This is a genomic window from Olsenella sp. HMSC062G07, from assembly GCF_001811895.1.
GTDB lineage: Bacteria > Actinomycetota > Coriobacteriia > Coriobacteriales > Atopobiaceae > Olsenella_F > Olsenella_F massiliensis.
Genome location: NZ_KV806951.1, coordinates 427775 through 451289 on the forward strand (window position 1 = coordinate 427775; position 23515 = coordinate 451289).

General features: G+C 64.1%; 24 protein-coding genes and 1 tRNA gene. 18 read left to right on the forward strand and 7 right to left on the reverse strand.

Annotated features, from left to right (window positions below; translation table 11 throughout):
• Nucleotides 1-227 precede the first annotated feature (227 nt).
• From HMPREF2826_RS05125 to HMPREF2826_RS05170, 9 genes are all read left to right on the forward strand, one after another.
• Nucleotides 228-1484, forward strand: a complete 1257-nt coding sequence (locus tag HMPREF2826_RS05125) for a tyrosine-type recombinase/integrase (RefSeq protein ID WP_070639764.1) — start codon at nucleotides 228-230, stop codon at nucleotides 1482-1484.
• Between the two features lie 3 nt (nucleotides 1485-1487).
• Nucleotides 1488-1676 (forward strand): hypothetical protein, encoded by a 189-nt coding sequence (locus HMPREF2826_RS05130; protein ID WP_070639766.1) that lies wholly within the window; start codon nucleotides 1488-1490, stop codon nucleotides 1674-1676.
• A gap of 31 nt (nucleotides 1677-1707) precedes the next feature.
• Nucleotides 1708-2367, forward strand: a complete 660-nt coding sequence (locus HMPREF2826_RS05135) for a hypothetical protein (protein WP_070639768.1) — start codon at nucleotides 1708-1710, stop codon at nucleotides 2365-2367.
• Nucleotides 2364-2582 (forward strand): hypothetical protein, encoded by a 219-nt coding sequence (locus tag HMPREF2826_RS05140; protein ID WP_070639770.1) that lies wholly within the window; start codon nucleotides 2364-2366, stop codon nucleotides 2580-2582. The genes HMPREF2826_RS05135 and HMPREF2826_RS05140 overlap by 4 nt, the downstream gene beginning before the upstream one ends.
• 414 nt (nucleotides 2583-2996) lie before the next feature.
• The gene (locus HMPREF2826_RS09420) at nucleotides 2997-3266 is read left to right on the forward strand and encodes a helix-turn-helix domain-containing protein (RefSeq protein WP_070639772.1); all 270 of its coding nucleotides are present in this window, start codon (nucleotides 2997-2999) and stop codon (nucleotides 3264-3266) included.
• Nucleotides 3267-3536: 270 nt separating this feature from the next.
• The gene (locus HMPREF2826_RS05155; RefSeq protein WP_070639775.1) at nucleotides 3537-4118 is read left to right on the forward strand and encodes a helix-turn-helix domain-containing protein; all 582 of its coding nucleotides are present in this window, start codon (nucleotides 3537-3539) and stop codon (nucleotides 4116-4118) included.
• Nucleotides 4105-5052: a DnaB-like helicase C-terminal domain-containing protein gene (locus HMPREF2826_RS05160; RefSeq protein ID WP_070639777.1), complete on the forward strand. Its 948-nt coding sequence runs from the start codon at nucleotides 4105-4107 to the stop codon at nucleotides 5050-5052. The genes HMPREF2826_RS05155 and HMPREF2826_RS05160 overlap by 14 nt, the downstream gene beginning before the upstream one ends.
• Nucleotides 5053-5102: 50 nt before the next feature.
• Nucleotides 5103-5375, forward strand: a complete 273-nt coding sequence (locus tag HMPREF2826_RS05165) for a hypothetical protein (protein ID WP_070639779.1) — start codon at nucleotides 5103-5105, stop codon at nucleotides 5373-5375.
• Nucleotides 5376-5470: 95 nt separating this feature from the next.
• Nucleotides 5471-5824, forward strand: coding sequence for a hypothetical protein (locus tag HMPREF2826_RS05170; RefSeq protein ID WP_070639781.1), 354 nt, complete (start codon nucleotides 5471-5473; stop codon nucleotides 5822-5824).
• Nucleotides 5825-6070: 246 nt separating this feature from the next.
• On the opposite strand, the gene HMPREF2826_RS05175 is transcribed toward HMPREF2826_RS05170, so the two are convergent.
• From HMPREF2826_RS05175 to HMPREF2826_RS05195, 5 genes are all read right to left on the reverse strand, one after another.
• Nucleotides 6071-6337: a hypothetical protein gene (locus HMPREF2826_RS05175; RefSeq protein ID WP_070639783.1), complete on the reverse strand. Its 267-nt coding sequence runs from the start codon at nucleotides 6335-6337 to the stop codon at nucleotides 6071-6073.
• A gap of 1 nt (nucleotide 6338) precedes the next feature.
• Nucleotides 6339-6917 (reverse strand): recombinase family protein, encoded by a 579-nt coding sequence (locus HMPREF2826_RS05180; protein ID WP_070639785.1) that lies wholly within the window; start codon nucleotides 6915-6917, stop codon nucleotides 6339-6341.
• Nucleotides 6914-7153 carry a helix-turn-helix domain-containing protein gene (locus HMPREF2826_RS05185; RefSeq protein WP_070639787.1) on the reverse strand — a complete coding sequence of 80 codons (240 nt, stop codon included), beginning with the start codon at nucleotides 7151-7153 and terminating at the stop codon, nucleotides 6914-6916. Before HMPREF2826_RS05185 ends, HMPREF2826_RS05180 begins: the two co-directional genes overlap by 4 nt.
• Nucleotides 7154-7465: 312 nt before the next feature.
• Nucleotides 7466-7541: transfer RNA gene (locus HMPREF2826_RS05190), tRNA-Phe, on the reverse strand.
• A gap of 71 nt (nucleotides 7542-7612) precedes the next feature.
• The gene (locus tag HMPREF2826_RS05195; protein WP_246824695.1) at nucleotides 7613-9511 is read right to left on the reverse strand and encodes a DUF2207 domain-containing protein; all 1899 of its coding nucleotides are present in this window, start codon (nucleotides 9509-9511) and stop codon (nucleotides 7613-7615) included.
• Nucleotides 9512-9706: 195 nt separating this feature from the next.
• Between HMPREF2826_RS05195 and HMPREF2826_RS05200 the strand changes: the two genes are divergently transcribed.
• Nucleotides 9707-10222 carry a ferritin gene (locus tag HMPREF2826_RS05200; protein ID WP_070639791.1) on the forward strand — a complete coding sequence of 172 codons (516 nt, stop codon included), beginning with the start codon at nucleotides 9707-9709 and terminating at the stop codon, nucleotides 10220-10222.
• A 105-nt stretch (nucleotides 10223-10327) separates the two neighbouring features.
• Here the strand turns inward: HMPREF2826_RS05200 and HMPREF2826_RS05205 are convergent, their stop codons facing one another.
• Complete coding sequence (locus HMPREF2826_RS05205) at nucleotides 10328-10720, reverse strand: acylphosphatase (RefSeq protein WP_083307279.1); 393 nt, start codon at nucleotides 10718-10720, stop codon at nucleotides 10328-10330.
• Nucleotides 10721-10881: 161 nt separating this feature from the next.
• On the opposite strand from HMPREF2826_RS05205, the gene HMPREF2826_RS05210 reads away from it, so the two are divergent.
• The 4 genes from HMPREF2826_RS05210 (at nucleotide 10882) to HMPREF2826_RS05225 (ending at nucleotide 15360) form a co-directional block, all read left to right on the forward strand.
• A complete protein-coding gene (locus HMPREF2826_RS05210) occupies nucleotides 10882-12780 on the forward strand; it encodes a subtype A tannase (RefSeq protein WP_070639793.1) in 1899 nt (632 codons plus the stop codon).
• A 143-nt stretch (nucleotides 12781-12923) separates the two neighbouring features.
• On the forward strand, nucleotides 12924-13424 hold the full coding sequence (locus HMPREF2826_RS05215; protein ID WP_070641159.1) for a CarD family transcriptional regulator: 501 nt from the start codon (nucleotides 12924-12926) through the stop codon (nucleotides 13422-13424).
• Nucleotides 13425-13536: 112 nt separating this feature from the next.
• A complete protein-coding gene (locus HMPREF2826_RS05220; protein ID WP_070639795.1) occupies nucleotides 13537-13833 on the forward strand; it encodes an ACT domain-containing protein in 297 nt (98 codons plus the stop codon).
• 75 nt (nucleotides 13834-13908) lie between these two features.
• Nucleotides 13909-15360 (forward strand): citrate synthase, encoded by a 1452-nt coding sequence (locus HMPREF2826_RS05225; protein ID WP_210388974.1) that lies wholly within the window; start codon nucleotides 13909-13911, stop codon nucleotides 15358-15360.
• A 66-nt stretch (nucleotides 15361-15426) separates the two neighbouring features.
• Here HMPREF2826_RS05225 and HMPREF2826_RS05230 read toward each other — a convergent pair whose 3' ends face one another.
• A complete protein-coding gene (locus tag HMPREF2826_RS05230; RefSeq protein ID WP_070639797.1) occupies nucleotides 15427-17733 on the reverse strand; it encodes a KUP/HAK/KT family potassium transporter in 2307 nt (768 codons plus the stop codon).
• A gap of 214 nt (nucleotides 17734-17947) precedes the next feature.
• Between HMPREF2826_RS05230 and HMPREF2826_RS05235 the strand changes: the two genes are divergently transcribed.
• The 4 genes from HMPREF2826_RS05235 to HMPREF2826_RS05250 all read left to right on the forward strand — a co-directional run bounded on the left by HMPREF2826_RS05235 (nucleotide 17948) and on the right by HMPREF2826_RS05250 (nucleotide 23515).
• On the forward strand, nucleotides 17948-18157 hold the full coding sequence (locus HMPREF2826_RS05235; RefSeq protein WP_070639799.1) for a hypothetical protein: 210 nt from the start codon (nucleotides 17948-17950) through the stop codon (nucleotides 18155-18157).
• Between the two features lie 9 nt (nucleotides 18158-18166).
• Nucleotides 18167-19735, forward strand: coding sequence for an ATP-binding protein (locus HMPREF2826_RS05240; RefSeq protein ID WP_070639802.1), 1569 nt, complete (start codon nucleotides 18167-18169; stop codon nucleotides 19733-19735).
• A complete protein-coding gene (locus tag HMPREF2826_RS05245; protein ID WP_070639803.1) occupies nucleotides 19732-20427 on the forward strand; it encodes a response regulator in 696 nt (231 codons plus the stop codon). Before HMPREF2826_RS05240 ends, HMPREF2826_RS05245 begins: the two co-directional genes overlap by 4 nt.
• 208 nt (nucleotides 20428-20635) lie before the next feature.
• Complete coding sequence (locus HMPREF2826_RS05250) at nucleotides 20636-23515, forward strand: cation-translocating P-type ATPase (RefSeq protein WP_210388975.1); 2880 nt, start codon at nucleotides 20636-20638, stop codon at nucleotides 23513-23515.

Genomic DNA, 23515 nt, shown 5'->3' on the forward strand with positions numbered 1-23515 from the left:
AGGGAATCGAACCCCTGACACGGGGATTTTCAGTTCTCTGACCCTGCGGATTTGCAATATCAGGCTTTTGTCTAGGATATCACGTTTCCACTGCTAGATAGTGTCTATTGCTATCTAGAGCTGTCTGTCTTATTCTGGACTCGCAAGCAAATATCGGGCACAAATCGGGCAGATATCGGGCAGAAAATCGGGCAGATTGCCCGATGCCGACGAACTGGGGGCTTGGGATGCGCTACAGCACAGCAACGGTCAAGCAGACGGCCAACGGCAAGAAGTGGCGTGGCATCCTGCGCTACAAGCAGCCCACGGGCGAGCTGGACGCAGGCGGCAAGCCTGTAGAGAAGTGGGCCGAGCTTACAAAGACCCTGAGCGCCACGACCAAGACCGAGGCCAAGCGCGAGCTTGCGCGTTGGCGGGCCGATATGGAGGAACAGGCCGAGAAGGACGCCAAGCGCGGCCCCGTGGCTGTCAAGTCCTCCAAAACCCCCGTCGCCGACTACGTGGACGCCTACATAAGCAACGCCGAGGCCGCAAAGACCATAGAGGCATCTTCGGTGCGCGGCTACCGTGGCAGCGCTAAATACATACGTGAGGGCTTGGGGTCAATCACGATGGAGGCCCTAAAGCCTGAGCACGTGCAAGCCTTGGAATCCGACCTCATAGCGCGGGGCCTGTCTAGCTCCACGGTCGGCAAGGTTCACCGGCTGCTAAAGATGGTAATGAACGACGCCGTAAACAAGCGCGTCGTTGACTTCAACCCCGTTGACCCCGTGAAGCCCCCCAAGCGGGTCAAGACCAACCCCGGCATAAACGCGCTGGACGGCGCGGGGCGCATCGAGGTTCTTAGCAAGCTGGACGCGCTGGGCTACACCCCCGTTACCGTGGGCGCTCGAATCGCGCTGTTCACCGGGCTGAGGGAAGCCGAGATTTGCGCCCTCCAATGGCGTGACATTGACTTTGTGAACGGCGTTCTGTGGGTACGTCGCAACATCGGCCTAGGCAAGGGCGGCGCATACGTGAAGCTCGCAAAGACCGATAAGGTGCGCGACGTTGCCCTACCCGCCGAGCTTGCCGACGTGCTCAGGGCTTGGAGAGGCGTCCAAATGGAGAAGTTCGCCGAGGCCGACACGCGATTCAGCGAAAACGCCTTTGTGCTGGGGGATGCCGTGGGATTCCTCCACCCCGCCACGCTTGGGCGCGGCTGGGCGGCTCTGGCCGAGGCGTTCGGCGTGAAGGGTACTGAGGGCCGAATCCCAACATTTCACGATTTGCGGCACAGCTGGGCCACGTTGTACCTCGCGGCGGGCGGTGACGTCAAGACGGCGGCGAGCAACCTAGGCCACGCCAACGCCTCTATGACCCTCAACGTGTACGCGAGCGCCGACCCCGACGCCAAGCGCAGGGCGGCGGAGATTACCCAAGAGGCCATGCGCCCGAACCTCGCGGAGATTGTTCCCATGAGGTGCACGGGAACGGAGGGCTAAGCCATGGCGAGCGACAACGCCCGAATCTATAAGCTCGATTCCGAAGAGGCCGCGATTGTCGTCTGGTATCGCGAGTGCTCGCGCGCCTACAGGGAAACGGCCCGCGACGTCATGGAGTCGTTCGCCCTTGCGAGCAAAAGGCGGGCTGAGGCAAGGGGCCTGAAAGTTGTGGAGGGCGGACGCGCCCTTTAGGGGCGCTCCGCAGCACAGATAGGGGCATGACGTGACGCAGACAGACGCGAGCAACGGGGCATCTGAGGAACAGCGGGGCGCGGGCGGCGTCACGTGGAGGTTTTCGACGGGCTGGATACTCATACCGCAGCCCGACGCCGACGACCAGACCGTGAAAGACGCGCTCTTAGAAGTTCTCGCGCCCCTTGGCATACGCACGGCACAGAGCCTTGCCGACTTCATAAACAGCGGCAAGACCGGCAGAGTAAGCCGTCAAACCGTTACTAGGTTCCTGAGCGGCCCCGCTAACGATATACCCGAGACGCGGGCCAACGTCTTGGGGAAGCTGAGTAAGGCCCTGCGGCGCGAGAACCCCGACGCGCCCGAGGCGCTGCGCATGGAAGCGCTCGAAGGCTTGGAGGACTGGCGCAAGGCGTATTTCGTCGATGCTGACGAACTGGGCGAGCTGTATTCGGCCACAGGCGCAAAGGAGTTCGCGAAGGCGGCTCTAGAGCAGGCTATCGACGTGCTGAGCCTAGAGGAATGTTCCCAAATCCTCAAAGCGGCCTATGGCATCGTGGCTGCGAGCACCGATAAGACCGACGCTATAGCCCGCGCCGAGAATTGGCTCTATATCGTGATGGACTCTTGTAGGGGGAACGGCGACCCGATGAACAAGCACCTGCAAGCCAAGGCGGGCGAGCTGGCATGACGGGGGCCGCTTACAGGCTCGATAGAGAAGAGGCCGAGCTAATCGACCTCTACAGGGCCATGACACCGAGCGACAAAGAGCGCACGCTCACCTACGCGAGAGAGCGCCCAGAGGTCGCGAGAATCATGAAGGCGCAGGCCGCGAGCGGCGTGCTGAGAGTCTTAGAAGGCGGGCGCTCAGAGGCCGCGAGCGCCACGGAGACCAAGGAGGTATGAGCAATGCTGGTATTCCTCTATTTCGTCTGGCGCGTCATAACGCTACCGTTCCGCATCGTGTGGTACCTGTTCAAAGCAATGTGACGGTCAGCCCCACGGCACAGACAGAGAGCGCCCCGTTTGAGCGGGGCGCTCTTCTTATGCCGGTAGCCAATTGTTACAAGCGTGTTAATTGCAGTTCCCGCCCAATTCCGCCTTTTTGCTCACGGTGGGCTGGGTTTCCGCTTGCCTATGAGCAAAGTTCCGGCAAACGACGAATGGGAATCCGAGAGTTGCCCACGGCGGCGCTCGCAAGCCGTTTCCCATGAGCAAATCATGCCTTTTACCTGCAAAAACTCGTTTCTTGTTACCGGTATCGTCCTTCTTGGCAACGTTGCGAACATTCAAAGCTACAGAAGGAACGGAGATGGAACAATGAGCGCCACCGAGGCACACGGCCCCCAGAGGGTGGTCACCGAACAAGAGAAGGCGCGGCGCGCCGCGACGAAAGCGCAAAGGAAGTCAGAGCGAGACAACCCCAACGCCGAGATGTTGACGATCTACGGGGCTGCGACGCTGCTCAACACGGACTATCAGACCGTTTGGCGCTGCGTCAAAACCGGCGAGATTCAAGCCGTGATGATTCGCAACAGCTGGCGAATCCCCCGCAAGAAGCTTTGCGGGCAGTACGGAATCGAGGGCTAGCCATGACGAACCGAATAGGCGGCTACCGTTTGCCCGCTCTGGATGACTCAGAGGGCTACGGACGTGCCAACAATACCGATGTTCACGCGTTGGGCGATTCGTCCCTGTTCGCCGAGCGCCAAAGGCTTCTCAACGCCTTGGCGCGCACGGAGAGAAACAGGCCGAGGGACTTCAACCGCATGATTCCGACCCCGAGCGGCCCCATGCACTTCTCAGAGTGGGCAACCGAGCGAATCAGGCTCATAAACTCCGAGCTAGCGAGGCGTTAGCATGGCGGCGGGCAGGTTCGCCCGCGTCCCCGTCACATGGATAAGGGGCGCGCTGGCAAACGGGGCGCTGACCAACCAAGCGGCTGTGCTGCTACTTCTCTGCTCCTGGCTGCGCGAAGAGGGCGGGCGCTCGTGGTCGGGATTCCCGCGCGAGTACATGGCCCAGACCCTAGGAATCTCCGAGCGGGCCGTGTCCGAGGCCGTTAAGGCGCTCGTGAAGAAGGGCGCTTTGGAGCACTGGCGCGGAGGCCGTGGCCGCATGGCGTCCGACTACTGGCTCATGCCCAACTCAGAGCAGCCCGACTTTGGTAGTGCCGAGGGCGCCACCAAGAAGCGCTCAGGTAGGGATGAGGGCACCACCAAGAAGCGCTCAGGTAGGGATGATGGCACCACCAAACCAGAGAATAGGTTGGGGTGTCATCCCCCTGGGAGTAGGGGTGTCATCCCTACCCCTAATAATCAACTAATAGGGGACGGCCTTTTAGGGGCCGTCCCCACGGGGAGCCACCGAAACCACGTAACGCTCAGGTGCAACGCCGAGGCCGAGGAATGGGAAAGGAGGTTCGAGAGTGGCGAGCTTTGACGATTGGGCCGCGTTCCGGGACTCCTACGGCACCGGCGAGGACTTCTTGCGGCGCTGCTACCTCAACGCCCCCGTTCCGGTTCGCACGGGGGTTCCCCCGCTAGACGCCGTTCTGTCTGGGGGGTTGAGGCCGGGCGTCCACGTCCTTGGCGGAGAGCCTGGGGCCGGTAAGTCGGCATTGGCGCTACAGGTGGCGCTCATGGCCGCTCAGAGGGGCAATCGGTCTCTCTACGTGTCTTTGGAGATGGACTGGGCTCAATGCCGGTCGCGCTGTCTGGCCCTGCTGTCCATGGAGGCTGACGGCCTCGCGCCGTTCAGGTGGGCCGAGGTTCCCGCTATGGGCCGCAAGCTCGCTAAGGCCATGCGCGAGGGCCGCGAGAGGTGCGGGGACGAATCGTGTGTGAGGGACATACTGAGGGCCGACCCCGTGGCCGCTGCAAACGAGTTCATGGCCCAGCAGTGCGCTGGGCTGACGATAGCCGACGCGGACGGCTTGCACGACACCGGAAAGCTCACGGAGGCGGCTTGGGAGGCACGCGACGCCGGTATGGGCCTCATGGTCGTTGACTACCTCCAACAGCTCGATTACCAAGGCACGGGCACCGAGTACGACCGCGTTAGCGCCGTGTCTAAGGCGCTGTCGCGGCTCGCTCACTCGCTGGGCGTCCCCCTGCTCGTGCTTGCGAGCATGAACCGCATGAGCGCGGCGAAGGACGCGCCCGACATGCACGGGTTCAGGGGTTCGGGCGGCATCGAGTACGACGCCGAGACGGCGATGGTGCTGCGCAAGAGCGACCACGACGGCCATAGCGCGGACGGCGTGAGGCTCGTTGAGCTCCACGTCGTGAAGAACCGCCACGGGAGGCAGGCCGAGGGAAGCCCCATAGGTCTATTCTTCGACGGCGCACACAACCGGTTCACGTGGGCGAGGTAGCCGAAGGGCACGAATCTCTTAACACGAAATCTGAGGATTGGAGCGGTCATATGAACGAGGACGTTGAGAAAGAGATTCTTGAAGAGGTTGAGAACGCTGCAACACAATGTGAGGCGTGGGCTATCGCACTCTGCAAACAAGCCATGGAATCGCCCGAGATGGACGAGGGAACACGCCTGTTCGCGGGCAGGGTATGGAGGGCGCTCAACGCGGCCTGTGTGATACGGGGGAGCGGGCTGAACGACCCCATAGGGTTTGACGTCATCCGGGATGCTGCGGAGTGCGTGCGCTCTTTCCAAGAGATTAGGGAGAGCTGCGGCTAAGCGTTTTCGCCTCAATGCGAAAACGGGCTGCTACGGTAGCAGCCCGTTTTTTGTGGTGCCCAAGCAGATTCGAGGCTGAGCAAAGGGGGCGTCGAATGGACAGAGCGACGACGAGGGCAAGGGGTGGGGCGGACGGCTACCCGAATATGTGCATCGGCGAGCTGCAAATCCTGCGCGTCGTCAGCCCTAGGCATCCCGTGGGCGAGCCGTTCGACGTGGGCGCGGAGATGTGCTCACGCCACGACATAGCCGGAGGCCCCGCCGAGCGGGCGCAGGTGTTCCCCGAGCACGCGCGGACGCTGGCCGAGAAAGGATTGCTCAGAGAAGAGGCTGGCGGGCTGTTCTCGCTCACCGAGCAAGGTGAGGCGTACTGGAAGGAGTGCCTAACAGGCAGCTGGAAGCACTCTAGGCAGGGAGCTGGCGTGGCTTGGAAGAAGCCGATGGCCTAGGGCTTTTTTGCAAGGTTTGGGCACCCGCCGGGCTGAGCGCCACAAACGCGCTGGCCGCGCGAACGCTTAACCGCGTCGGTTAAGCGTTGAGGCTCGCTCGCGGCTGGCATCGGCGCGTACAATCGCAGCCGAGGATTGGAGCCGAGCTGGGTCGAGCACGCGAGACACAGGAGCACCCGCCCAGCCGAGAGCTGGGAGGGATGCGAGGGCGTGTCCGGTGGAATCCATAGACCAGGAATAGACGAATTAGTCTGTCGGCTCGTCTATCCTGCCGCCCTCCACCACGGTGAACGTCGGCTTGGGTTGGCTCTTGTTGCTCGCCCAATCGGGCGCTACGAGCGTGGTGAAGAGGCCGCAATCGTCGCATACCTCGTAGGCGGCATCGGGGTTGAGCGTGCCTGCGAGCCGTGTCTTGTGCCCGCAGCGGGGGCAAAGCCTGACCTGCCTCGCCATGGAGCGGAAGTAGGGGTTCGTAACCGGCCTGTCGAAGAGGCCATCTTGGCTGAGTCGCATGTTAAGCCGCCTTCCTAAGCTTGTACCACGTGGTCTTGCCGATGCCAAGCTCCTCCCACGCCTGCTGGTTGGTGATTTGGCCGCTCTCGACCTTTTTCGTGAGGTCGCGAAATTGATGCTCGTCCACGGAGACGGGCTTTCGGCCTACCTTGAAGTCCGGGTTGTTGGCCCGCGCGACCTCCATGCCCTCGGCGAGCCTTTGAACGATCATGTCGCGGTCGAACTCGGCCATGGCGAACATGACGGTCAGCATCATGCGCCCCATGGGGGTGTCCTCGATGGTGCCCATGTTGAGCACCCGCACCGTCACGCCGCGCTCCATGAGGTCGCGCACAAGCTCGCAGCCGCCGAGCGAGGTACGCGCTATGCGGTCGAGCTTCGCCACCATGAAGGTGTCACCGGGTTGCAGGCGCTCGATAAGCGCTGAGAGCTTCGGGCGCTCCATCTTGGTGCCTGTGAACGCCTCGGAGACGATTTCGGAGCAGCCCGCCTCTTTCAGCTGGCGCTCCTGCACCTCTAGCCCGTTGCCGTCGCGCTCTTGGCCTTTCGAGGAGACGCGGGCGTAGCCGTAGACGGTCATTGCTCGTCACCCTCTTCGAGGAGATAGCTGCCATCGGGGAGATTCGCCCCTGACGGCACGAACGCCACCTGATAGCCCAGAGCGTTCAGATACTTCGCGATTACGGACAGTGGGGCGTTCTCGCGCCTTATCGTCCGGCCAAGCGAAACGTTGGTGACGCCGACCTTATCCGCGAGCTGCCTGATGCTGTACCCGCGCTTGGCGAGGATTTCCCTCATTGCTTCCGTGTGGTCCATGCAAGCCCCCTTCTTGCTGACCGATATTGCGATTGCTAGGTTAGCCGTTTGGTTTGCGGATATGTCAATTCTGGTTTAACAGAGCCATCCTTTTTGTTGCCGTAGGCCCACGGGGGGATGAACAGGCGCTCAAAACCGTCTGCGTTCTCCTGCCCGGTGGCGGGCTGGGGGTACCTCTTGGGTGGCGATTCTGGGCGCTCTTGCCAACTGGGCTTTCGTGAAGCCTTTGGAGGATATCGGGCAGAAAATCGGGCAGATATCGGGCAGCTTAGAAAAAAGGTCAGGGCCGTAAAGCCCTGACCTGCTAATTTCTGGTGGCGGGGAAGGGAATCGAACCCCTGACACGGGGATTTTCAGTCCCCTGCTCTACCAACTGAGCTACCCAGCCAAGATGCTGTCAAACACAGCTCGTTTACTATAGCAAAGATGCGACCCCTGTCAACGGTGGCGAATGAAATTTTAGAAGGCCCCGCCTCCGCCTCCGCCGCCAAAGCCTCCGCCGCCTCCGCCGGAGAAGCCTCCACCTCCGCCCCCGCCGGAGCTCATGCTGGAGGCCGCCAGCGCTGCCGTGCTCACGTGGTGCGCCTGGCCGACGGCGCTCGAGAAGGCCTGCTGCGGCATGCCGCCCGGGCTGCCCCCGTAGTACCATCCGTAGACCGGCGCTATGACGGGATCCTCCAGGATCTGGGGCATCGTCGTCCTGAGCTGGTCGATGACCTCGTTCGCGACGCCGAGCACCACCGCCATGACCAGTAGGTGGTTCCAGAGGACCACGTCGGTGGGCACGGCCTCCTTGAGTCTCGTGAAGTCCTTGAGCCAGCGGCGCAGCGCCTCGAGCTTCGCCGTGATCTCGATGGCCTCGGGCGAGAGCGTGCGCATCTTGCCGCCCAGCACTCCCAGGATGACCCCCGTCAGAAGGAGCGCCGCCGCGATGCCGCCGCCAGGCGCGGGCGCGACGACGCCGGCGATGACGAGGAACACGGTGACGAAGGCAAGCAGGACGTCAAGCACGCAGAGCGCGTAGAGGCGGCCCTTGCCGGTCTTGGCCTTGCTCGTGAAGAACCCACGCGACGCGCAGGCGCCGCCGACGGCGTCCTCCCAGGTCTCGTAGGCGCCCGAGTACTTTTCCGCCTCGTCCTTCGCCACGCGCTCGACGTCCTTGAAGTAGAGCGCGTCTTCCGTGTCCGCCCAGCGGGCGACCTTTTCGAACAGGAAGCGGAGCGTCGCGTAGTCAATCTTCAGCTTGTGGCTGGGCTGGGAGCTGAGGTCCTTGTCCGTCCTGGTGAGGCGGCAGTCCTCCTCCGTCCTCTCCCTTCCCAAAAAGCCCGTCTTCCTGGTCCTGATGAGGTCGAGCTTCACCGCGCCGATGTTCGTGAGGCGCATGAGCGCCGCCGTAAGGTCCTCCCCGCGAGGCTTTCCGCCGTTGAGCAGGGCGCCTAGGACGGCAGGATGGTCGTCGCTGGGGACGTCGCGAAAGTACGTGTCATCAAACTGGGCCTTGTGGCTGCGCCGGTAGGACCCCCAGGCCGCGAGGCCCGCGACGATCGATCCCACTGCCGCGACCAGGTCAAAGCCGATCGCCCCCCAGCTTATGACGCGCGCCTGATGGCGACGTGCGTTGGCGTCATCCGCCCAGGCCTGCTCCTGGGTGAGAATGGACTGCAGCTTGTCCTGCTCGATGAGGGGCGCGGACGCGAGCCACTCAGCCGGGAAGGTGATGCGCGCCTCGGCGTACTCCGAGCCGCCCACGCCGGGCACCGCATAGGTGACGTCGTTGCCGGTAAAGCCCACCGTCGCGTCAAGGGGCCCGTGGCCCCAGGCGCGTACGTTGTCCCCCGGCGTGACCGTCGTTCCCGCCGGCACGGGAAGGCTCACGGTGCAGCTGACGTTGGAGCTTTCGACGTCCCAGCCGTCCGAGACGAACTTCCAGTACAGCTCTGCGGTGTCCTGGTAGCGCGCCGCCAGATTGGTGTCCGTGTAGTTTATGGCAAACGTCACCCGCTCGTCCGTGTGGGGCGAGTACAGCTTGACCCTGATGGTGTCGCCCTCGTCGGTGACCGAGTAGGTGTTGGGCTCTCCCGAGTCAGACTGCTCAAAGGGGACGAACGTCGTGCCCTCCAGGATTCCCACGGCGCCGATGGAGGTGTGGACGTCCCTCCCGTCGTAGCTGCCCGTGGGAATGCTCCAATACACGCCGTTGAAGGAGCCGTCAAAGGCAAACTCGCGCGTCTCGCTCACCGAGACCGACCCGTCAGCGGCCACCGTGGCGCTGATGCGGACCTCGTCGATGGAATAGTCCTTCGCCAGGACTCGCAACGGGGCTGCCAGCACACAAAGGGCGAGAAGTGCGCATGCCATGACGATACGGACATACCTGCGCGACGTTCGCGGACGAGGCGTCATGAGATTCTCCCTTTGGGTAGAAGAACACTGTCCATAGCCAAATATACCAAAGCCGCCGGCAAAAGCCGAACGGGTCCGTAGCGGATGGTCGTGACGGATGGTATGTTCACGAGGGGCCGACGTCGCGTCGGCCGGAAAGGAAGGGACAGCATGGCGCTTGACGAGAAGGTCGCCGCCCTACTTAACGAGCAGATCAACAAGGAGCTCTTCTCCGCATACCTGTATCTCACGTTCGCGGACTACTATGACGAGCGCGGGCTCAAGGGGTTTGCCAACTGGTACACGATTCAGGTCGAGGAGGAGCTGGCCCACGCCAAGGGCCTCCGTCGCTACCTGCTTGACAACGACGTGCATCCCGTCATGGAGGCCATCGCCAGGCCCGACATGAGCTTTGACGACGACATGGGTCCCCTCAAGGCCGCCCTCGAGCACGAGCAGCTCATCACCAAGAGCATCTATGAGTGCTACCTTGCCGCCCAGAAGGTCAACGACCTGCGCACCATGAAGCTTCTTGACTGGTACATCGCCGAGCAGGGCGAGGAGGAGACCAACTCCAAGGACATGATCACCAACATGGAGCTCTTCGGCTCTGACCCCAAGGGCCTCTACGACCTGGACCGCGAGTACCTCTCCCGTACGTTCAACCCGCCCACCATCGCCATGTAGCCGCGCCGAGGCGTCGCTCCTCGCCGGCCCGCCCTCTTGCGTGCCGCTCGCCCGTGGGGCGGGCGGCACGTCGCGTCTTTGCCAAATGCCCGGACGGCGAACGAGCTAGAACCTCACCGCGAACCCCCGCTCGCCGCGCACCGGCTCGACATCCTCCTTGCGGGCGATGCGGTAGTCGAGGGGACGGTGCGCATACACGCCGGCGAAGCCTCCGAACCAGGCGCTGATCTGCTCGTTGGTGCCCTGAAGCTCCATGGAGACGCTCCCGTCACACTCGTTGCGCACCCAGCCGCTGCAGCCCACCCGCTCCGCCACGATGCGGGCGGTCCAGCGAAAGCCCACGCCCTGCACCTCGCCCGTGAAGCTGAGCCTGATCCGGCGCAGGCCCGGCCCCTCGCCGTCGCCCTGCGCGGCCGCAGACGCGCGGTAGGCGTCCTTGGCGGACGCGCGGGACGCGCGAGAGTCTCGTAAGATCGAGGCAAGGTCAAGGCAGGTCATGTGAATCCCCTCCTCATACGTCGTCGGCATGCGCCGAGGGGCCGCTAATGCGTACAATACCATCAAGCGGCCCGTCTGCCCCGGCACTGGGGTGAGCTGCCCCAATCTGGCCGAAGGCGCCGGGGCCGCAGCGTCCTCACGCATCAGCGCTTGGAGGTTTGATGAACGCCACCAGGAGGAACTTCCTCACCCTCGCCGGCGGGCTTGGGGCCCTAGGTGCCCTGGGCTGCGCCGCCGCACGCCAGTCCCAGTCGCAGGACCAACCGCAGGGCCAGCCCCAGGACGACGTGCCGTCCGTGGACCTGAAGGAGTTCGAGAGCCTCAGGCTCGACACGGCCGCCTGGCGCTACGACAGCGACAACGACTGCTACTACCAGCTGGGGCTCACCTACTGCACCAAGCCGGGCAACGACTCGTACGAGTCGCTTGCCATCTTCGTGCCGGGCGCCTACTTTGACGCCACCAAGAAGGGCGACACGTACAGCTGCGCCGTCAGGAAGGACGCCACGGTCGGCAGCCTCAGCCCCGCCTGCGCGCCCGCCGTGCTTCCCATAAACTCCCTCCGCCTCAACGCTCAGTCCAGCCCCGAGTCCTACAGCTTCGAGGGGCTGTCGCGCTACCTCTCGGCTGGCCTGGTGTACGTGTACGCCGGCTTCAGGGGACGCTCGAGCGGCTATACCAGCACCTCGAAGGACATGGTGCTCGGCGGCGCCCCCTGGCCCGCCGTTGACCTCAAGGCCGCGATACGCTACCTGCGCTACAACGCGGCGAGCCTTCCCATCGATCCCGAGCGCGTCATGGTCTTTGGCTATGGCGCCGGCGGCGGCCTGAGCGCCGTCCTGGGCGCCATGGGAGACTCCGACCTCTATGCCCCGTATCTGGACGCCATTGGCGCCGCCACGCATGACGCCGAGGGGGAGCCGCTCTCCGACGGCATCTACGGATCCGCCTCCTGGTGCCCCATCACGTCCCTCGACACCCAGGACAGCGCCTACGAGTGGATGATGGGGCAGTTCGCCGATGCCGACACGCGCGCCGACGGCTCCTGGACCAAGCTCCTCTCCACGGACCTCGCCAACGCCTACGGCGACTACATCAACGCCATGGACCTCAGGGACAAGGACGACGAGGCCCTCACCCTGGGCGCGGTGAGCGACGGCGCCTACCTTGACGGCAGCTACTATGACTACGTCATGGGCACGATCGAGGCGGCGGCGGCGGACTTCCTGAGGAGTGCCAGCTGGCCCTACACGCACACGCCCGCGCAGATGGCCGACCCCTGCTTTCCCGGGGATCCCAACCTCAAGCGCGAGGCCGAGCAGGAGGTCGGCTCGCCGGGCGGCTCCTCCGGCGCCGCGACGGCCTCGCCGTCCGGTGTGAGCTCCGTGAGCTCCACGGTGTATGACAGCACGACGGCCTACCTGAGCTCCCTCAACGAAGGCAACCGCTGGATGACCTACAGCGCCAGCCGCGGCAGGGTGCGCATCGCGAGCCTCTGGGACTTCGTCGCGCACTGCCGTCCCGCCACGCGCCCCGTGTGCGGCTTTGACATGCTTGACCGCAGCTCCCCGTGCAACCAGCTCTTTGGCATCGGGAAGGAGAGTACGCTGCACTTTGACGCGATGGTGGGCGGCCTGCTCTCGGCCCACCACGACAGCTACGCCGCCGCCGAGGGCTATGAGGCCCGCTATGCGGACGACTGGGACGGCGACCTGGCCAAGAAGGATGCGTTTGACGTCAGCATGACCGAGCGTGTCAACGCCATGAACCCCCTCTACACCCTCAGCGGGCGGTACGACGGCTACGGCAAGGCCAAGGTGGCGCCTCACTGGCGCATCAACTCGGGCCTGTTCCAGACGGAGATGGCCATCACGGCCGAGCTCAACCTGGCGCTGGCGCTCGACCACTACCAGGGCGTGTCAGACGTGAGCTACACCCCGGTGTGGGGCCGCGGCTTTGAGCTGGCCGAGCGTGACGGTGACGCCCAGGACAAGCTGGTCGAATGGGTGGTGGCCCGCTGCCCGCAGGCGGTCTCGGAGGTCGACTCGTCAGCGGGATGAGCTGATAGGGTAGGGAACGTGACGATATAAACAGAATAATCTAGTAGAACATGTGGCTGCGCACAAGCCTCATTCTGCAAAAGTTAGAAATTTTTCTCCTTTCGTGCTAGACTCTTCTATAGTCATACGAAAGGAGCATGTTCATGTATAACGTTGGCGAGTTCATCGTCCATCCCGGTCAGGGGGTCTGCAAGGTCGAGAAGATCGTCGAGAGTCCCCAGGCCGCATACATGCTCATGCCGGTCAGCGCCCCTCATCCCATGCGCATCAGCTACCCCGTGGACCGAGGGTCACGTCTGCGCCCGGTGGTGTCGCGGCAGGAGGCGCGTGACCTCATCGGCGAGTACACGGACCTGCCCATCGACAGCTACACCTCCAACAGCGCCGCCCTGGAGGAGAAGTACTTCAAGGACAAGATCCGACGGGGCAGCTGCCTTGACTCGGTGCGGACCGTCAAGACCTTCCGTCGTCGCATCGCCGAGGCCCGCGCCAACAACCGCAAGCCGCCCGTCGTCTACGAGCGCCTGCTCAAGCAGGCCTGCGAGCGCTCCCTCGAGGAGCTTTCCGTGGCGCTCGACCTCTCCAAGGACGACGTCGCCGCGCTCTTCCAGTCCGGCCAGCCCGCGGAGGCCAACGCCAGCTAGGCGGGCGTGAGCAAGCAGTTTGTTACAAGCCGACCCTCCTCGGACGTTCCGTCGTAGAATGGTCCGGGAGGGGAGACGGGCGTCCCCTTGCCTACGAGCAAAGGGGAGTGACGTGTCAGAGACGGGCGACACCACCAACAATCGCGCCATCGTGACCGTGCTGGGCAACGATCGCCCCGGCATCGTGGCCGCCGTGACGGGCGCGCTCGCGGAGTGCGACATCAACATCCTCGACATCTCGCAGACCATCCTGCAGGGCATCTTCACGATGACCATGCTGGTGGACCTGGCGGGTGCGAGCGTGGAGTTCAGGCACGTCCAGGAGCGGCTCGACCGGCTCGCCCAGGACCTCTGCGTGCAGGTCAACCTGCAGCGCGAGGACGTGTTCAATTACATGTACAGACTGTAGTCTCTGTAAGGGCCCCGGCTGCGGGGATGACGCCTGACCCTTCGCGCGGCGCGGGCGGGCAGTTGGGAGAGGTCCATGGCGGACAGCATCACGCAACGCATCGAGAGGCGTTTTCTCGGCCGAAACGAGACGTCCGCCTTCTCGCATATCGCGGACGTGTATCCCATGCCGTCCGAGGGCATGGGACGCCTCCCGGTGTCTGACACGCTCTACGAGGGCATGAAGCGCGTGGACGCGGTGCCGTCCGAACTCTATGCCCAGCGCCACGTCAAGCGGGGCCTGCGCAATGCCGACGGATCGGGCGTGCTGGTGGGTCTCACCACGATCTCCGACGTGCACGGCTACACCAAGGCCGACGGCAGGCTCGCGCCTGACCACGGCGAGCTCAAGCTCAGGGGATATCGCATAGGCGACCTGGTGAGCGGCACTCACGACGCCGACCGCTTTGGCTATGAGGAGGTCGCCTTCCTGCTGCTCTCGGGCTTTCTGCCCACACAGGGCGAGCTCGACGACTTCAAGGCTCGCATCGCCGCCCGACGCCAGCTCCCCGAGGGCTACCTCGACATCTTTCCCCGCACCACCTACAGCCACTCGATCATGAACGTGCTGCAGCGCGCCACGCTCCTTTTGTACGCCTTTGACCGCAGCCCCGACGAGACCTCAGCGGAGCACGAGATCGACGTCGCCATCTCGCTGTTGGGGCGCTGGCCGCGCGTCGCCTCGCTGGCCCATCAGGCCTACGTCGCCGAGGCGGACGGCACGCGCCTGAGGGTCCCGCCGGCACGGGAGGGCTACACCATGGCCGAGACCATTCTGGACGTCCTTCGCGGCGACGAGGGCTTCTCGCGCGAGGAGGCCATGATGCTCGACGTCATGCTCATGCTCCATGCCGAGCATGGCGGCGGCAACAACTCGAGCTTTGCCTGCCGCGTGCTCTCGTCGTCGGGGACGGACGCCTATAGCGCCTATGCCGCAGCCCTCGGCTCGCTCAAGGGACCCAAGCACGGCGGCGCCAACTTCAAGGCGGGCAAGATGATGAATGACATCGCCGAGCACGTCCGTGACTGGTCGAGCGACGACGAGGTGGCCTCCTATCTCATCAAGGTGCTCAAGGGGGAGGCCTTTGACCATGCCGGCTTGATCTACGGGCTGGGGCATGCGGTCTACACGATCACCGACCCCCGCGCGGAGGTCGTGCGCTCCTATGCCGAGTCCCTGGCGCGCAAGAAGGGGCAGCTCGACAAGTTTGAGCTCATCCGTCGCGTGGAGCGCCTGGGCCCCGAGGTCATGCGGGACGTCATGCACATCAGCAAGCCCATCTCCACCAACATCGACATGTACACGGGCTTCGTCTATACGATGCTCAAGATACCCGAGGACCTCTTTACGCCCCTCTTCGCCCTGGCGCGCGTGAGCGGCTGGGCGGCCCATCGCATGGAGGAGCTCTTTGGCTCGGCGCGCATCATCAGGCCCGCTTACAGCTCCTACATGACGGAGCGCCCCTACGAGCCCATCGAGAGCCGCTAGCAAGAGCGCTAGCGCGGTCCGTTCGGACGACGGCGGAGAGACCGCCGCCGTCCGACACGCGTCGTCCTAGTTCTTGCCGTCTCGTGCGCCGTCCGCCTCGTCCATGAGGCCTCCGCCCGCGACCGTCGCGTCAATCTCGTCATCGTCAATGCGCAGGGGCTTGAAGCTCGCCGTGTCGCCGCCCACGAGCTCGTGTTCGACCTCGACGACGGACTCCTGGAGCTCGGCCTGCATGTCGGCCGAGAAGATGTCCTCGTCGTCGCCTTCCATGCTCTCGTTCGTCGCCGCCGCGTGCAGGGCCTGCTCCTGCTCTTGCTGCCCGCTGACGCGCCTGAGACGGTGCTGACGTTTCGTGCGCCCGAACAGGGGCACGTACTCAAAGATGATGCTCGAGTTCTCCAGGCCGTACCAGCGCGCCGGCGACCCGGCAAAGCGGCGGATGAAGTACTTGGCGCCGATGACGTTGGCGTTGAAGCCCGAGATGTCCGACTCGGGGGAGAGCATCTTGCGAATCAGGCAGAAGCGGAAGTCGCCCACCCTGCCGCGGTTGCGGTAGATCGAGTACTTGTGGTCCTGCGGCTCGAGGTTGTTGTGCTGCATGAGGTCCGCGACGATCTGGTACAGGTAGGTGTTGACGCGCTGGTTGACGCGGAAGCCCAGGCGCAGCTGAACCTTGAAGACGAAGTTGGTCCCAAAGTCGTTGACGATGAACTCGTGCGTGTACGGCTCGTTCGTGACCTTGATGTTGAGGAAGTAGTACGCCCGCGCGCGCTTGGGCTGCTTGTCCAGGATGGAATAGAGGATGTCGCGGTCAAGCTTGTCATGAGAGGAGTCGTTGGTCAAAAAGACCAGGTTGTCGGCCGTGTAGGGAAAGTCGGTGTCATGCGAGAGAGCCTTGAGCTGGTCAAGGTAGCGAGCCACGGGCAGATACACCGACTGGGTGTGCTCTATGGCCGTGCCGCGCCGCCAGATGTACATGACGACAAAGATGAGCGTCGCCATGAGAACGGTGAACCAGCCGCCGTGGAAGAACTTGGTGAGGCTCGAGAAGAAGAACATGAGCTCGATGGCGCCGAAGACGCACGCGAAGACGACGGCGAAGGCGGTCTTCTTGCGGTTGTGCGAGAGGTAGGCAAAGAGCAGCATCGTGGTCATGAGCATGGTCACCGTGATGGCCAGGCCATAGGCGGCCTCCATGGCGCTCGAGCGCCGAAAGAGGAGCACCACGAAGATGCAGGCTATCCACATGATGGAGTTGACGAGCGGAATGTAGATCTGCCCGCGCGTCTCGGAGGGATAGATGATCTTCATGTGAGGCAGGAGGTCAAGCCTGATGGCCTCCGAGACGATGGAGTACGAGCCGGTGATGAGCGCCTGCGAGGCGATGATGGCGGCGAGGGTGGAGAGCACGACGGCGAGGACGCGGAAGTTCGCGGGGATCATCTCAAAGAACGGGTTGAGGTCCTCGATGCGCGCGAGCTCTTGGCTGTGCTGGTTCACGAGGATCCAGGCGCCCTGTCCCAGGTAGTTGAAGATGAGGCAGAGCTTGACGAAGGGCCAGGTGCCGTAGATGTTGGCCTTGCCCACGTGGCCCATGTCGGAATAGAGGGCCTCCGCGCCGGTGGTGCAGAGGAAGACGTTGCCCAGCACCATCACGCCGGCCGCGTTTATGCTCCCGTCAAAGAGGAAGGTGAGGCCGCGCAGGGGGTTGAGGGCGCGCAGCACGCTGAGGTTGCCCCCGACGTTCATGAGGCCCGTCGCCCCCAGGTAGAGGAACCACAGGGTCATGATCGGGCCAAAGAGCCGGCCGATCGTGGAGGTGCCGGCGCGCTGGATCAAAAACAGCGCGCAGAGGATCGTGACGGTGACGATGATGACGATGCGCTGGTTGTCGCCGATAACCTGATGGACGGCGTCGATGGTCCTGAGGCCCTCGATGGCGGTGGTCACCGTGACCGCGGGCGTCAGGATGCCGTCCGCCAAAAGCGCCGCCCCGCCGATCATGGCGGGGAGAATGAGCCATCGGGCGCAGCGCTTGACGAGGCTGTACAGGGCAAAGATTCCGCCCTCGTTATGGTTGTCCGCCTTCATGGCCACGAGGACGTACTTGACGGTCGTGATGAGCGTGAGGGTCCATATGATCAGCGAGAGGGCGCCGAGCACGGCGTCCTCGCCCATGGTGGCCAGGCCGCCGTTGCCCGACACGATGGCCTTGAGCGTGTACATGGGGCTCGTGCCGATGTCGCCGTACACCACGCCAAGGGTCACGAGCATCATGCCTGCGGAGAGGGGGATGCCGGCGCGCCTGAGCCTCGTGCGCCGGCTCGCGGCGGCCGTGTCGCCGGCGGTCTGTGCCGTAGTCTTCGTGTTCATAGCATCCGTTTCGTCGAGCGGGACAAACGTCATGCGCCGCGCCCGGCCCCAGGCCGGCCGGCGGCGCCAGCACCCCTAGTTTAGCCATGCGGCGCCCGGGATGCCACGAATCCTTTAGCTCGCGTTAATGTCGGGGGCATGAGCTTTACGTCGGCTTTATCCTGCGTGTGCTGTACTGGCGATTACAGGTCGGCTCCTAGGAAAGGAGGACGACATGACTGACGGTCGTCGTGCGTATGATGCGTGGGCCAAGCCTGCGGGAACAGACGGTGACGAGTATTATGGCGAGCAGAGCTACTACGATGGCGACTCCCAGGACAGCCTGTTCCTCGGCAAGCTGTCCTCGACGCTGCTGGGAGCGTCGGTCATCGCCTTCGTGCTGCTGAGCATACTAGTGCTGGTGTATCTGAACATCGGCTCGTAGGGAGGTAGGATGGCTGAGCGCGGCCTGATGCGCCCGCCCCTTCGCGTTGCGGACTGGCGGGCGCGGCTGCCCACGAGGAGGCTCTCGCTCGACGCGCTCGCCGCCTTGATGACCATCCTGTGCACCTGTGACGTCGCCGCGCTGCTGGGCGTTATCGCCAGGAGTCAGATAACCCAGGCGATGGCGTTCCTCTTGGGCATCGTCGTCATGGGCCTCGTGGTGTCGCGCCGGTCCGTGCTGGTGATCGGCGCTCTCCTATGCGTGGCGTGCTATGACTTCTTTTTCGTCAGCCCCCGCCTCACGCTCGTGTCCGACGAGAGCGGCTACCCTGCCGTCTACCTCCTTCTGCTGTTCGTGGGCCTGCTCATGAGCCTCTATATGGCCAACTTCAGGGATCTACTGAAACTCTCCATGGCCCAATCCGTTCGCACGGGCAGGCTCCTTGAGACGAGCCGGCTGTTGCAGGCCTGCGGCAGCGAAGAGGAGATCGTGGAGGCCTGCGGACAACAGCTTGCGCGGATGCTCGAGGCCCCCGTCGCCATCTTTCCCTGCGAGGGAGGCGAGCTGGGCGCGCCCAGGCCGTTTTTTCGGGAGGGAGGGTCCCGGCCGCCCGACGACGTCGACGCCGCACGCCTCTCCCTCTGTGAGAGAGAGCCCGTGGGGGCCGGCTGCGAGCGTCTGCCCGAATGCCCAGGAAGCTATCTGCCCGTCCTGAGGGGCGGCGAGGTCTTTGCGGTCATCGGGCTTGCCGCACCCGCGAGGGGGATGGACAGCGAGGCGCTCGCCATAGCGCGCGCTGTGGCGGGAGACATGCGACTCGCTCTTGAGCGTAACGCCGCCCTCGACGCCCGCGAGGCGGAACGGGTGCGCGCCGAGTCCGAGCGAACCAAGTCCGTCCTGCTGCGCTCCATCTCGCATGACCTGCGCACGCCCCTCACGGCCATCATCGGCAATGCGGACCTGCTCCTGTCGGGTTCCGTGGACGTTGGCAAGAGGGATCGAGACGGCCTGCTCAGAGACATACGAGATGACGCGGCATGGCTCAGTGAGGTCGTCGAGAATCTCCTCACCATGACGCGCATGGGCGACGGCGTCGCCTTCCGGCGAGAGCCCGAGCTGTTGGATGACATCATCCTCGAGGCGGTCCAGCTCTGCTCGCGCCACGCCCAGGGCCACAAGATTCGCTTCGAGCCGCCCAGCGAGGTCATCGTATGCAGCCTGGACGCCCGCGTGATGACGCAGGTGGTCGTGAACCTCATCAACAACGCGCTGACCTACACGCCGACGGGTGGCGTCGTGAGCGTGACCGTCGGACGCGCCCCCGGCGCCACGGACGCGCTCGTCTCGGTGCTCGACGAGGGCCCCGGCATCCCCGATGCCCAGAAGGAGGCCGTCTTCGAGGCCTTTCACACCCTCGACCCCCGACGTCCGGACGGACGTCGGGGCGTCGGCCTGGGCCTTGCGCTCTGCAAGGCCATCGTCGAGGCCCACGGGGGTACCATCTGGGTCGAGGATCGCCTTCCGCGGGGGGCGGCCTTCAGGTTCACGCTTGCCAGCCAGGAGGTCGAGAGCGCATGAGTGGTGAGAAGAGCCGCGTGCTGGTGGTCGAGGATGACCCCTCCGTAAGAAACCTCATCTCCACGGCCTTGAGCTCCTCGGGCTATGAGGCCCTGCTTGCACCCAACGGCAAGGCGGGCATCGCCCAGGCGGCCATTGCCGCCCCCTGCGTCATCCTGCTTGACCTCGGACTTCCGGACATCGACGGCATAGAGGTGCTGCGCAAGGTTCGTAGCTGGTCTGATCTGCCCATCATCGTCGTGAGCGCACGCGGCGACGCTTCGGAAAAGGTCAACGCGCTTGATGAGGGCGCTGACGACTACCTGACGAAGCCCTTTTCGGTGGAGGAGCTCCTGGCCCGCTTGCGCGCGGTGCTCAGGAGACGCGAACCCTCGGCGACAAGAGAGGAGACGCTCTTCACGGACGGTGAGCTCGACATTGACTTTGGGGCGGGGGTCGTCCGGAGGTCCGGCGCCGAGCTGCATCTCACGCCCCTGGAATACAAGCTTATCTGCCTGCTTGCCCGCAACGTGGATAAAGTGCTCACGCATCAGTACATTCTTCAGGCGGTATGGGGGAGCTACTCGGAGAGCGACCTCGCCTCGCTGCGGGTCTTCATGGGTACGCTGCGGCGCAAGATAGAGCCCGACCCTTCGAATCCCCAATATCTGCACACCCATATTGGCGTCGGCTATCGTCTGAGCCGCGTCTGAGGCCCGTATTGCGTGCGCTTGAGTCGCGTCCGCGCCTGCCGCGGCGTGCCTCCCGGCATCGCGTCTGACCCGTGCCGTCCTTGTGCCTTTAGCCCCCCTTTATGTCCCGAGTCGTTTCTTTAGGGGGCCTTTTTAACGAGGCGGATACTCTGTCGGGCGTAGATGCCGACGTGGAGTGGATGACCCCACTCCGTCAGGGAGGTATGCCGTGAGTCAATCAATCGTGACGGACGTGGCGCGCATTCGCAGCATGACGTCGGCAGAGGCGCTGACGGCCCTCCGTAGCTCGACGGAAGGCCTGGGATGCCAGGAGGCCCTCGAGCGCCAGCGGAGCTTCGGGAAGAACCTCGTGGAGGAGCGTCGGGGCACCTCGCCCCTCCTCAAGTTCCTGTCCAACTTCGTGCACTTGATGGCCATCCTGCTATGGGCGGCCGGTACAATCGCGTTTCTGGCCGGCATGCCGGAGCTTGGCGTGGCCGTCTGGCTCGTGAACGTCATCAACGGACTGTTCAGCTTCTGGCAGGAGTTTCGTGCGGGCAAGGCGACGGAGGCGCTCAAGCGCATGCTTCCCTCCCAAGCCAACGTCGTGCGCGAGGGTCAGATTCGAGAGATTCTGGCGGAGGACCTCGTCGTGGGCGACGTGATGTCACTCGCGGAGGGCGACCGCATCTCGGCCGATGCCCGCCTCATCTCGTGTTCCGACTTTCGCGTGGACCAGTCGACCCTTACCGGAGAGTCCAATCCCGTGCGCAAGAGCGCTGACGCATCCCTTGAGGAGGGGCTCTCGACCGCCGAGACCCCAAACCTCATCTTTGCGGGCACGTCCGTCGCCGGCGGCAACGCGCGGGCGGTCGTGATGAGCATCGGGATGGCCACGGAGTTTGGCAAGATTGCCAGCCTCACTCAGGACGTGGGGGACGAGCAGAGCCCCCTGCAGCGCCAGCTTGACAAGCTTACGAAGCAAGTCACGGTTTTTGCCCTGCTCATGGGGGTGCTCTTTCTTTTGCTTGACATCTTCTGCGTGCGCAGCCGCCCGGCCGAGGCCTTCATCTTCGCGCTGGGCATGGTGGTGGCGTTCATCCCCGAGGGTTTGCTGCCGACCGTCACGCTGTCCCTGGCCATGGCGGTTCAACGCATGAGCCGACGCAACGCCCTCGTCAAGAAGCTCTCTTCCGTGGAGGCGCTGGGGTCAACGAGTGTCATCTGCACCGATAAGACGGGAACCCTTACCCAGAACGAGATGACCGTGCGTCAGCTCTGGACGGCGGCGTCCTCCTACCGCGTTTCCGGCGTCGGCTACTCGTCCCAGGGGGACTTGACGAGGGAAGACTGCTCGTCCACGGACCTTGCTGGCGGCTCGGCCCCTGACGAGGGCCTCAGGCTCCTGCTTGCCGGAGGGTCCCTCTGCTCCAACGCCCGTCTGATTTCCTCGAAGGAGAACGATGGGCGCCTGAGGGTCCTAGGCGACCCCACGGAGGCGTGCCTGATCGTGTGCGCGCAGAAGGCGGGCATGGACAGGCAGGACCTTGAGCGGCGTATGCCGCGCGTCAGGGAGCTGCCCTTTGACTCGACGCGCAAGCGAATGACGACGGTGCATGAGCTGGACGAGCCGATAGACGGAGCTTCTCGCGTCGCCTTCGTGAAGGGCGCCCCTAACGAGGTGCTGAGGCTGTCCACCAGGCTTAGGGTGGCTGACAAGGTCATCGACCTTGACGATGACCTGCGCCGACGCATCACAGCCGCCTATGATGACTATTCCGCGCGCGGTCTGCGCGTCCTTGCCGTCGCATATCGGCCCCTCTCGTCCGATGACGACGGCGTTCCCGACGCCCTGAGCGCGTACACGCCTCAGCTCATCGAGAGGGACCTCACGTTCGTGGGGCTCGAGGCCATGCAGGATCCCCCTCGCCCGGAGGTGGAGCGCGCGGTCGCTGAGTGCCGTCGAGCCGGCATACGCGTCATCATGATCACGGGCGACTACGGGCTGACCGCCGTTTCCATTGCCCGCAAGATCGGTATCGTCCGCGGCGGGCGACCTCAGGTGATCTCGGGGGCGCAGTTGGCGTCCATGAGTGATGACGAGCTTCGGCGGGCGCTCGGCGGTGAGGTGGTGTTTGCCCGCATGGCACCCGAGCAAAAGCTGCGCGTGGTGGAGAGCCTTCAGGCCATGGGCGAAATCGTGGCGGTTACGGGTGACGGCGTCAACGACGCGCCGGCGCTCAAGAAGGCGGACATTGGCGTGGCCATGGGCGTCAGCGGCACGGACGTGGCCAAGGAGGCCGCGGACATGATTCTGACGGACGACAACTTTGCCTCCATCGTCCATGCCATTGAGGAGGGCAGGGCGGTCTACGCCAACATCAGGAAGTTTCTCCTCTACATCCTCAACTCCAACGTGCCCGAGGCGGTGCCGTCGGCGGTCCATCTGCTGTCGGGCGGAGCCGTGCCCCTTCCTCTCACGACTATGCAGATCCTGACCATCGACCTGGGGACTGACATGCTGCCTGCCCTTGGCCTTGGCACTGAGCCGCCCCAGGATGACGTCATGAGTCAGCCACCTCGCGACCCTCACGGCTCGCTTCTCACGCGAGGGCTCTTGGTGCGCGCCTTCCTGTGGTACGGTCTCATCGCCGCGGGCATGTCGCTGATTGCGTTCTTTAGGGCCCAGGTGCTGGCGGGGTGGGACGGGAACCTGCCCATGATCGGCGTGGTCAACCCGTTTGACCCCGCCTATGCCCAGGCGACGACGATGGCGCTGGCGGCAATCGTCTTCGCGCAGGTCGGACAGGTATATAATTGCAGGACAAACAAGGTATCGCTCCTCTCCGTCGGCATATTCTCCAACCGCCAGATCAACGTCGGCGTCATGGTCGAGCTGCTCATCATTGCCGCTATCATCACCCTTCCCCCGCTGCAGGCGGTGTTTGGGACCACCTACGTCAGCGTGCAGGACCTTTGGACGCTTCTGCCCATACCTCTGGCAGTCATCATCATCGAGGAGGCTCGCAAGGGGCTGTTCCGGATGCTGCCCGCGCCGAGCCAGACGGCGCAGGCCCCCTGTGTGAGTCCCGTCAAGGAGGGAAGGTAG

Excerpts from the sequence above, each read along its gene's own strand:
- HMPREF2826_RS05140 (WP_070639770.1), top strand. The coding sequence starts at position 2,364 with ATGACGGGGGCCGCTTACAGGCTCGATAGAGAAGAGGCCGAGCTAATC.
- HMPREF2826_RS05130 (WP_070639766.1), top strand. The coding sequence starts at position 1,488 with ATGGCGAGCGACAACGCCCGAATCTATAAGCTCGATTCCGAAGAGGCC.
- HMPREF2826_RS05235 (WP_070639799.1), top strand. The coding sequence starts at position 17,948 with ATGACTGACGGTCGTCGTGCGTATGATGCGTGGGCCAAGCCTGCGGGA.
- HMPREF2826_RS05165 (WP_070639779.1), top strand. The coding sequence starts at position 5,103 with ATGAACGAGGACGTTGAGAAAGAGATTCTTGAAGAGGTTGAGAACGCT.
- HMPREF2826_RS05230 (WP_070639797.1), bottom strand. The coding sequence starts at position 17,733 with ATGAACACGAAGACTACGGCACAGACCGCCGGCGACACGGCCGCCGCG.
- HMPREF2826_RS05175 (WP_070639783.1), bottom strand. The coding sequence starts at position 6,337 with ATGCGACTCAGCCAAGATGGCCTCTTCGACAGGCCGGTTACGAACCCC.
- HMPREF2826_RS05200 (WP_070639791.1), top strand. The coding sequence starts at position 9,707 with ATGGCGCTTGACGAGAAGGTCGCCGCCCTACTTAACGAGCAGATCAAC.
- HMPREF2826_RS05125 (WP_070639764.1), top strand. The coding sequence starts at position 228 with ATGCGCTACAGCACAGCAACGGTCAAGCAGACGGCCAACGGCAAGAAG.
- HMPREF2826_RS05225 (WP_210388974.1), top strand. The coding sequence starts at position 13,909 with ATGGCGGACAGCATCACGCAACGCATCGAGAGGCGTTTTCTCGGCCGA.
- HMPREF2826_RS05245 (WP_070639803.1), top strand. The coding sequence starts at position 19,732 with ATGAGTGGTGAGAAGAGCCGCGTGCTGGTGGTCGAGGATGACCCCTCC.
- HMPREF2826_RS05205 (WP_083307279.1), bottom strand. The coding sequence starts at position 10,720 with ATGACCTGCCTTGACCTTGCCTCGATCTTACGAGACTCTCGCGCGTCC.
- HMPREF2826_RS05210 (WP_070639793.1), top strand. The coding sequence starts at position 10,882 with ATGAACGCCACCAGGAGGAACTTCCTCACCCTCGCCGGCGGGCTTGGG.
- HMPREF2826_RS05240 (WP_070639802.1), top strand. The coding sequence starts at position 18,167 with ATGGCTGAGCGCGGCCTGATGCGCCCGCCCCTTCGCGTTGCGGACTGG.
- HMPREF2826_RS05155 (WP_070639775.1), top strand. The coding sequence starts at position 3,537 with ATGGCGGCGGGCAGGTTCGCCCGCGTCCCCGTCACATGGATAAGGGGC.
- HMPREF2826_RS05195 (WP_246824695.1), bottom strand. The coding sequence starts at position 9,511 with ATGGCATGCGCACTTCTCGCCCTTTGTGTGCTGGCAGCCCCGTTGCGA.
- HMPREF2826_RS05215 (WP_070641159.1), top strand. The coding sequence starts at position 12,924 with ATGTATAACGTTGGCGAGTTCATCGTCCATCCCGGTCAGGGGGTCTGC.
- HMPREF2826_RS05170 (WP_070639781.1), top strand. The coding sequence starts at position 5,471 with ATGGACAGAGCGACGACGAGGGCAAGGGGTGGGGCGGACGGCTACCCG.
- HMPREF2826_RS09420 (WP_070639772.1), top strand. The coding sequence starts at position 2,997 with ATGAGCGCCACCGAGGCACACGGCCCCCAGAGGGTGGTCACCGAACAA.
- HMPREF2826_RS05185 (WP_070639787.1), bottom strand. The coding sequence starts at position 7,153 with ATGGACCACACGGAAGCAATGAGGGAAATCCTCGCCAAGCGCGGGTAC.
- HMPREF2826_RS05180 (WP_070639785.1), bottom strand. The coding sequence starts at position 6,917 with ATGACCGTCTACGGCTACGCCCGCGTCTCCTCGAAAGGCCAAGAGCGC.